8 protein-coding genes are annotated in these 8,993 nt (G+C 45.4%); 6 read left to right on the top strand and 2 right to left on the bottom strand.

The annotated features are described in order from the left end of the window. The first annotated feature begins 348 nt into the window (after positions 1 to 348). From AACV78_RS13480 to AACV78_RS13490, 3 genes are all read left to right on the top strand, one after another. Positions 349 to 789 (top strand): hypothetical protein, encoded by a 441-nt coding sequence (locus AACV78_RS13480; protein ID WP_194009699.1) that lies wholly within the window; start codon positions 349 to 351, stop codon positions 787 to 789. Positions 790 to 1,217: 428 nt separating this feature from the next. Continuing rightward, entirely contained in the window at positions 1,218 to 2,246 is a 1,029-nt protein-coding gene (locus AACV78_RS13485; RefSeq protein ID WP_339383626.1) for a mechanosensitive ion channel family protein, read from the top strand. 2 nt (positions 2,247 to 2,248) lie between these two features. Next, complete coding sequence (locus AACV78_RS13490) at positions 2,249 to 3,595, top strand: DUF2254 family protein (protein ID WP_194009698.1); 1,347 nt, start codon at positions 2,249 to 2,251, stop codon at positions 3,593 to 3,595. A gap of 409 nt (positions 3,596 to 4,004) precedes the next feature. Here the strand turns inward: AACV78_RS13490 and lpdA are convergent, their stop codons facing one another. Continuing rightward, on the bottom strand, positions 4,005 to 5,441 hold the full coding sequence (gene lpdA, locus AACV78_RS13495) for a dihydrolipoyl dehydrogenase (RefSeq protein WP_194009697.1): 1,437 nt from the start codon (positions 5,439 to 5,441) through the stop codon (positions 4,005 to 4,007). Positions 5,442 to 5,705: 264 nt separating this feature from the next. On the opposite strand from lpdA, the gene AACV78_RS13500 reads away from it, so the two are divergent. Continuing rightward, positions 5,706 to 5,855, top strand: coding sequence for a hypothetical protein (locus AACV78_RS13500; RefSeq protein WP_194009696.1), 150 nt, complete (start codon positions 5,706 to 5,708; stop codon positions 5,853 to 5,855). Positions 5,856 to 6,046: 191 nt separating this feature from the next. Further along, complete coding sequence (locus AACV78_RS13505; protein ID WP_194009695.1) at positions 6,047 to 6,325, top strand: hypothetical protein; 279 nt, start codon at positions 6,047 to 6,049, stop codon at positions 6,323 to 6,325. A gap of 20 nt (positions 6,326 to 6,345) precedes the next feature. On the opposite strand, the gene AACV78_RS13510 is transcribed toward AACV78_RS13505, so the two are convergent. Then, positions 6,346 to 6,507, bottom strand: a complete 162-nt coding sequence (locus AACV78_RS13510) for a hypothetical protein (RefSeq protein ID WP_194009694.1) — start codon at positions 6,505 to 6,507, stop codon at positions 6,346 to 6,348. Positions 6,508 to 8,022: 1,515 nt separating this feature from the next. Between AACV78_RS13510 and AACV78_RS13515 the strand changes: the two genes are divergently transcribed. Then, on the top strand, positions 8,023 to 8,993 hold a 971-nt coding region (locus AACV78_RS13515; RefSeq protein WP_304941069.1), incomplete at its 3' end, for a Calx-beta domain-containing protein.

Below are 8,993 nucleotides of genomic sequence, written 5' to 3' on the forward strand. Positions count from 1 at the left end.
CCCCCAACCCTCCCCTTGGTAAGGGGAGGGAGTAAGAAATTCACAAATGATTTAGGATTGCTATAGTCTTTTAAATCCATGACCTGAAAATGCTAGACACAGGCTATGTTGCTCTGGTATTTCTGAGAATAGACTTAGCTGCTGAAAGAGCGATCGCCCTTCTATTGTTGAGGTGCGATCGCTATTTTTTTGAGTATCACTAATTCTTTTTCTCCAACAGTATAGGAGATTTTTACCGCTTTGACAACCATTCATTCATAAAACAAGCGATAGTCAGTAGGAGAAAATCGGAGTGCGCTATTTAGTATAATGAAATAATCCCGATCGCACACAACCCAATGTAATCTCTTGAATGCAGTAACCTCGACAAATCGCCAAATTTGGGATGAACTTGCTCAACTATTAGCACCGATCGCCCTAAATCACCTCATCGAGAAACATCTAGAATCCTGCAATTACAAAATACGCGGTTATTGGGATGACAATAAGTTTTATGAAGAAATAGCTTTGATTCAGCCCATCTATGCTGAGTTGATAGGTCGATCGATCGGCACAAATATCATCAACAACCATCCCACTTCCCATTGGATTAAACTTAAATTTTTACTCAAAGCCGATTTATCTGCGGTTGAAAACAACCTGGTGAGCGATGATGGCGATGATGAAATTGGCGAACTGACTCTGATCTTAGATCCCAATCTCCAAGTGACTGATGAAAACTGGTCGATCGATCTCGAATCTCCTTTTGTTGTTGCCAAAATTCACCCAGATTTGCAGCATTCTGCTTGAGGTGCGCTCAAAAGTGTGAATAAATTAATAAAACTATGCCAATAGTAGCAGATTGCTCCCTGCAAAATGCCTAGTGATTAAGTGCCAGTTGATGAATGAAGAATGGTTTACTAATTATCAATACCCGCTGCTCAAAAATATCCGACGAGATAAAAATTTAAGATCGCACCCCCTCAATAATTGCGAAATGCTGGAGATTCTGGCGAACTTGATGCCGTTACGATCGCCCGATCGGCAGAATCGATCGCCCAAGCACAAGAATTTCTCGAATTCCTTCAAAATTAGCTCGTCCCCCAACCCCCGCCCTCAATAAATCAGAGAGCAGGAATTCAGCCACGCTGCACTGGGAGCAAATTACTAACCTTTGGTAGAGGTCCATCGGATGGCTTTGGCATAAAATTAGCTGTGATCTATTGGCTAACACTCTTGTGAATACAACAACAAAAATTACCGATGTTTGGAGTAAAATCCAGGCAATGGGAAACGAATTTCTGATTTTATTACCAAATATTGTACTGGCACTGATTGTTTTCGCAATTTTCTTTTTTATTGGCAGAACCCTGAAACGAACGGTCAGAAAACTAACCACCGCTCACCGCCAAGCTCGCAATTTAGGATTGGTGCTGGGGCGATTGGCACAAGGAGTAACCGTTCTTACAGGATTGTTTATTGCTTTGTCGATCGTCATTCCGTCCATCAAAGCAAACGATCTCGTTCAGCTATTGGGGATTAGCGGTGTGGCGATCGGGTTTGCGTTTCGCGATATCCTGCAAAATTTTCTAGCGGGTGTTTTGATCCTGCTAACTGAACCCTTCCAAATTGATGACCAAATTGTCTTCAAAAACTTTGAAGGAACTGTAGAAAATATTCAAACGCGGGCGACAATAATCAAAACCTATGATGGTAGGCGCATAGTAATTCCGAACTCGGAACTATTCACCAACTCAGTCATCGTGAACACAGCGTTTGACAATCGCCGTTTGCAGTATGACATCGGGATTGGCTACGGAGATGATATTGATACGGCCAGACAATTAATTTTAGAGGCAATTGATGAAGTTGATGGAGTGCTAAAAAATCCGGCTCCCGATGCGATCGTCGTAGAATTGGCCGGTAGCAGTGTTAACATTCGCGCTCGCTGGTGGGTGCAGCCTCCTCGCCGTGCCGAACTCTTAGATTTTCAAGACCGCGTATTAACTAACATTAAAAACAAGCTAGTAGCAAATGGGATCGATCTTCCCTTCCCAACTCAGCAGATTTTGTTCCACGATCAGACAGAAGACACTGACGGCGATCGCACCCGCCAGCGGGAAGGCTGGCCCGCCGGACAAGCTGAAGTTCCCAAATCGCGCAGTATCAGCCGCGCCCTCAGACAACTGGCGGCAACAGAGTTTCAACGCACTAAATCTGAGGACGGCAAAGTAATTTCCAACAACAAATATACTGAGGGGAAATAGGGGTGAAAAATACGAAGTTCAGCAACTATTGGGATTCCTTAAATTCGAGTTTCTGGTTTGTGCCAAGCGTCATGGTTTTTTTGGCGATCGCACTTTCGTTCGTCACCATTTGGATTGACCAAAATCAAAAAACCAAACTGATTGGAGAATTGGGTTGGGCCTATACTCTAGGCCCGAGCGGCTCGCGCGCGATTCTTTCGGCGATCGCCAGTTCAATGATGAGCGTTGCTACAACAGCTTTTTCAATTACAATCGTTGCCCTTCAGCTTGCATCTTCGCAGTTTGGCCCTCGCTTGCTGCGTAACTTTATGCAAGATAAGGGCAACCAAATTGTGCTGGGAACGTTCATTTCCACCTTTGTGTATAGCTTGATGGTGCTGCGAACAATCAACGGGTTAGAAGAACATGAGTTTGTCCCCCACCTTGCAGTAACTTGCGGGATTGGTTTGGCGATCGCCAGCATTGGCGTATTGATTTATTTTATTCATCATTCTGCCTTATCAATTCAGGTCGATCACGTGATTAAATTAGTTGGTGAGGAACTAGATAGTGCGATCGATCGACTGTTTCCAGAAAATATTGGAACCAGTAAAGCTAAAAACAAGCAGCAAGACAATCCATCGGATATTTCCGCCGATCTTCCAGCTAATTTTGAGCAAGATGCCCGTCCAGTTTCAGCAAACAACGGCGGCTACATTCAAGCCATTAATAATGACCAACTAATGGAAATTGCCAGCGAGCATAACCTGCTGTTACAAATTCAACAGCGTCCCGGTCGCTTTACTGTCGAAGGAAGTGAACTTGTACAAGTCTTTCCTGGAAAACAAGTAAACGATGAACTTACATCCAAGATTAACGGTGCTTTTCTGATTGGCTCGCAGCGCACGGAGCGGCAGGATGTAGAGTTTTCGATCGACCAACTCGTTGAGATTGCAGTACGCGCTCTTTCCCCAGGAATCAACGATCCGTTTACGGCTATCCGCTGTATTGACCAACTGAGTGCGGCCCTTTGTCGTTTAACCCAAAGAGAAATTCCCTCTCCCTACCGCTACGACGATAGCAACCAGCTTCGGATGATTGCGGAACCCATCGCCTTTGCTGACGTGCTCGATGCAGCCTTTAACCAAATTCGACAGAATGGAAAATCGAATGTAGCTATTACGATGCGGTTGCTAGAGGCGATCGCAGTTGTGGCCCGTTTCACCAATCGAACCACACACCGAAAAGCACTCAGGCGACACGCCGATCAGACTGAACGCGCCAGCCAGCAGGCAAATTTCGATGAATTAGATCGCAAAGACATTCAAGAGCGATATTTAGCAGCATTGAAAGCTATAGACCAGGATTGAGGACTACCGGAAGTTTCAATATTTCCACTACTGAATTAGTTAAGCTGTTGTGTATAGCATTTCGAGCTTTCATCTGAGGTACTGTAGGGGATAGGGCATAGGGCATAGGGCATAGGGCATACCTCACAACGATCTCGAACCGCTGTAGAACCCATTTGATATCTATTCTGCGTAAATCTCAGAAACCGGGTTTCTCTCTATATTTCTCGTCACCCAACCAAAAACTCCAAGAATACCCGGTTTCTCGGCATGAGCGTAAATCTCAGAAACCAGTTTCTCTCTAAAAGTTGCAATTGCGAACACTTTCATCTCCTTTAATTTTCTCTACCGCCGCCCTAAAACAGAATACCGAAATCCCCGACTTATTCAACAAGTCGGGGATATAAAACAAGAAAACAGCCCCTACAGATTAATGACTACCCGCTCCAGCCGCCCGCTTGAAAGCCTCATCCAGCACTTCCGAAAGCGTCGGGTGCGTGTGAACTCGAAACGCTAAAGTGTTGACAGAATCGCGCTGGGCGATCGCATTTGCCGCCTCCTGAATCAAATCCGAAGCGTGCAAACCAAAAATGTGAACTCCCAACAATTCCCCAGTATCTTTCCGGTAAATCACCTTAGCCATACCGTCGGTTTCACCCTCCGCAATAGCCTTAGAATTTCCCTTAAAATAACTCTTGACAGAAGCGACCTCAAACCCTTCAGCTTTTCCTAACTCTTTAGCCGCAGGTTCAGTCATTCCCACATAGCTAATTTCCGGGTGAGTAAACGCCGCCGCCGGGATGCTCAAATAGTCAATTTCCCTAGCGCGCCCGCAGATATTTTCGACTGCCGCAATTCCCTGGGCCGATGCAGCGTGCGCTAACATCATTTTGCCATTAACATCGCCGATCGCCCACAAATTCGCGATTGGTTCTCCAGCCACCAAAACCTGCATCTTATCGTTAACGGGGATATAACCGCGAATCGTTTCCACGCCAAGAGTTTCTAACCCCAAATTCTTGCTTACCGGAACTCGCCCAGTTGCTACTAAACAAGCGTCAACTTCCAAAACTTCGACAACTTCCTTCGTTTTGAAATCAGCTAATTCAATAATTACCGGGGAACCGGGAATAATCTTCTTAGCCAACAATCCCACTTTTGTTTCAATATCGCGGGGTGTAATTAACACTCGTTCGGCCAATTTAGCAATATCTGGGTCAAAAGTCGGCATCAATTGATCTAGAGCTTCAATCATCGTAATTTCGCAGCCTAATGCTGTGTAAATATCCGAAAACTCTAAACCGATGTAACCGCTACCAATAATTGCGATCCACTTTGGTAGTGATTCCAATCTGACAGCATCATCGCTGGTAAATACAGTTTTGCCGTCAATTTCTATCCCTGGGGGAACGAAAGGAATCGAACCGGGAGCGAGAATAATATCCTTGGCGGTAATAGTTTTCTCGCCTTTATCTGTTTCGACAGTGATTTTTTGAGCGGCGGCAATTTTGCCCCAACCTTGGATGATATCGACGTTTAAACGTTTGAGGCTGTTGGTTAAGTCGCCGCGAAGTTTGCTAACAATAGTGTTAGCGTGATTGGCGATCGAAGAGCGATCGAAATCCACACTCCCCAACTGAATACCCAACATCTTGAGGTGGTGGGCATTTCGCAAATCTCGCACTCGCCCGGAAGCCGCCAGCAGCGCCTTGGAGGGAATGCAGCCGCGGTTGACGCAAGTCCCCCCCATGTCCCCCGCTTCGATAATTGCCACTTTCAGCCCGCAGCTAACCGCGTGTATGGCCGCGCCGTGTCCGCCCACGCCAGCGCCGATAATTGCTAAATCGTAATCAAATCCCTGAGTCACCTTAAAATCTCCTAATGCCTTTGAAATCTTAGGACTCAAGCAAAAAACACCGTCTGTCCGTCATTTTAAGCTTGTAGGTTGCGATCGCAACCTTTGAACAGCGGTAATAGTTGCATAAGTCCTGTGTCCTTATTCTCGACTAGACTAGGGTTAATTAGACAGTAACTGAGATTTTTTTAGGGTCAATGATTTCGAGCTCGGTGCGCCCCAAGTTTCAAATCACTGACTGGGCGGGTAAAGTTAGATAGACTTTGAGGGCTGACAATGCCGATTGATGTCAACAACCACGTCAAATGCAGTGCGGGTTTAGTGTTTGATCCTATAGTCCCGATCGCCCTCGCAGCCCCTGAAGAAGGGGGAAGAGGCGATCGAAGTCAACCCCTACTCCCCTTTTTAAGCCCGATCTCCCCCTAGCCCCCCTTAAAAAGGAGGGAACAAGAGGCGGTCAAAGTCACCCTTCTTAAGGGGGATGCGAGGTGGATCTGGCCTCGGCTCAAAGTAAAATTTGTCAAGGGTTTTAGCTGATTGGGGTTTTGATGTTTAAATATCTGTACGCGCCGGGGGGCGGAGTTTCTCGGCAAGTTTGAGAGTCTATGGAGTAGCTTATGATGGATGACGACGATCGCAAAGATTTACGGCGGGCCTCGGCTCAATCTTTTTTTCAGTCCCTGGATGAATTGTTCGATTATATAGAAACTGCCAACACTGAAGCGGCGCAGCCTCCGTCTCCGCCTCCTCAAGCTAAGTCTGCGAGTCAGCCTTCGAGCCCGCCGAAGAAGGCTAAACCTGCGAAAATTAATTTGTCGGATTTTGAAGATGCGATCGCGGATTTGGAACAGTTTGTGCAGCAAAAACGCCAGAAACGCCCGGAATCTAATCAATAGCGCTCAAAATTTTTAAGCAATCACATCCGATCAATGACGGATGATAGAAGCTGGCGGGCGATCGCCCCGGTTGGATTTTGCCGTTCAAGTGCGATCGGGCCAGCGGTTATACTGTGGTTAGTCTTTGTCTGTAAATTGTTGGGATAGGCGATCGAGTGCGGTGAATGTGGAGCGACTGACATAATTTATTGTTTGAGATAGTGAATTAGTAGCTGACAGCTATTAGCGATCGAATGTCCTACAACACATTCAACTATCTAACTGGTTATAAAAACAGACACAGATAGTAAAATTATTTCAAAGCATTTTTATCAGTAATATCATGTCCTGTCGATTACCATCACAAAAACGGTTCGATCTCGTGCGTCAGTCAGCGTCCGCAACATGAAAGCGTATGCAAGTCCGCACCACAAACGAATTTTACTATTGTTAGTCTAGCGACCGCGATATACTAGCATTAATAGCTCAATCGCTTAATTAATAAAATTTAAAATTCCCACTTCTGGATAACGGAGAATCGCTTTGATTTTTGACTTCGGAAAACTCAATGGGAGATAAATTATGCGATTATGAAAGTAAGAATTCAGCAACGCCTCTTAAATCATTTCCTGTCGATTCTCATCACAAAAACGGTTCGTAGTGCGGATGCTGAAGCCCGCACGCGCGATCGAATATTATTGTTGTCAATCGACCGTAAACGATATTATTCCAAATCTGAGGAAATGTAGAAGCACTCTATTCGATTGTTACTTCACTATCTCAAATTCTGGGATGTTTGTTTATATCAATTCCGGTTGCACTCCTCATGATGTTGACTGTTGACTGTTAAGAGGGCCCGCACGCACCATCCACCGCCCCTACTGACTGTTGACTGTGAATCGAACAACTGAAAATTGCACCGAGATAGGTGGTGACTTGTAAAAATAATTTATGAATTACCCTCTAATTTATCACCTGACGATGCAGCCGGAAACGATATTACCTGCTTAATTCATCCCTCTACTCTCCAACTGCTCAAAGCTTTAGGGTGCAAGAAAAACAGCCCTGCTAGCGTGCAACTGCACCTTCACATATCAATACGCTTGGATTAAGTAGACAAAAGCGGTTGAAAGCGCGTCTGTACAAGCTTGCAGCCGAGGAGTTCGGGATGAATACCGGGCAGTTAAAATTAGGTTATACCATTTCTCTAAAATCATGCAATACTCTTTGACCCCCCCTAGCCCCCCCTTGTAAAGGGGAGGGACAAGAATACTGTTGCATTATTTTTTGAAATTGGTATTATTTTCTTCAGTCGCCTCCGCCGGACATCGTTTGTGCAAAGCTGGTTTCAACCGCCGCCTGCACCTGCACCGCATTGCTTCACATATTTTGATAATTCTTATAGGTAAATTTACGGATTTCGACAATTATTTAAGCTCTCCTGTACGGATGTAAAAAAACGCTTTTTACAGAAATTAAAACTTACGTATCGATCGCCAAAAAGCGATTTTTTACGAAAATACCCGTTGTTATCGGCAAACAAGGTAAAAAACGCGGTTTTTTTGTCTGAGTGCGTCTAGGAATAAAAAAAATATCGGAAAAATTTTCCGGATCGAAGTTATTGAGGATGAAATGTTTCTTACCGTGACAGAGAACTATAGCCCAACGCTGAAATTTCCAGTCACTTCCAATCCTTAATTACTAGCAAAAGAAAAGCTATGCCTACTTCTTTCAATGGTTCTTTGGGTCAAACCACTAATTTCACCAACGTCAATGACCTAATCACAAAATGGCCTACTGCTGCCCAGAATCAAGGTATTAATTTGTCTGGGGTAGCTTTTGATGGGGTGGAAACTGACTACCTCAACCCTACCGCGATCGCCAATCTCACTTTACCAACGAATGAAAACCCTAAAAGTTGGTTGAGTTACGGCAGCACCCCTGGTATTGGTGTGCCATCCTCTTATAATGGTTGGTTCACCGATCCTAATAAAAATCGGGCGGAAATTAATTACGATCCGAACACCAGTCAATCTCAGGTACTGAAGCTGAAATGGGCAGAAGACCAAAATATTAGTAGCGCGACGATCGACCTCAGCGCATTGAGTCCCAAAACTAACCCCGGACTCGGCGATCAAGGTAATGAAGTTGGTTTGCTGCAAATCTTTAATAACGGGACTCTGGTACCGGCCAGCAATTTTACGATTACTCGTCTAAACTCTCCGGCAATCCAAAAACCGATTACTGTGGGTTCAGATGGAGTGACTTTCACGGGCGATCGCACCGATGGCAATTTCAAATTCAAAATAGAAGCAAACCCTACCAGCAACATTAGTTTTGACGAACTGCGGTTCTCAGCCAAAGCCTACGATACCCCCACCGCTGCCTACACCGCCACGTCTTTTAAAGACGATAGTTCCGACTACCTGCTGCGGAACATTGAATATCAAGGAACTCAAGATCCGGTTAGCCTTCAGTTTAGCGCCCCAACCTTCAGCGTCAACGAAGATGGAACGCCCGTTGCAGCCGTGACAGTCACTCGCACAGGTAGCAGCGCCGGCACCGCCTCAGCTACCGTGAACCTCACCAATGGTACTGCTACAGCCCCTGCTGATTACGCCAATACTGCCATCCCTGTCAATTTTGCCGCTGGGGATTCTACACCCAAGACGATCGTCGTTCCTATTGT

This window comes from Tychonema sp. LEGE 07196, assembly GCF_963890365.1.
In the GTDB taxonomy this organism is placed as follows: domain Bacteria; phylum Cyanobacteriota; class Cyanobacteriia; order Cyanobacteriales; family Microcoleaceae; genus Microcoleus.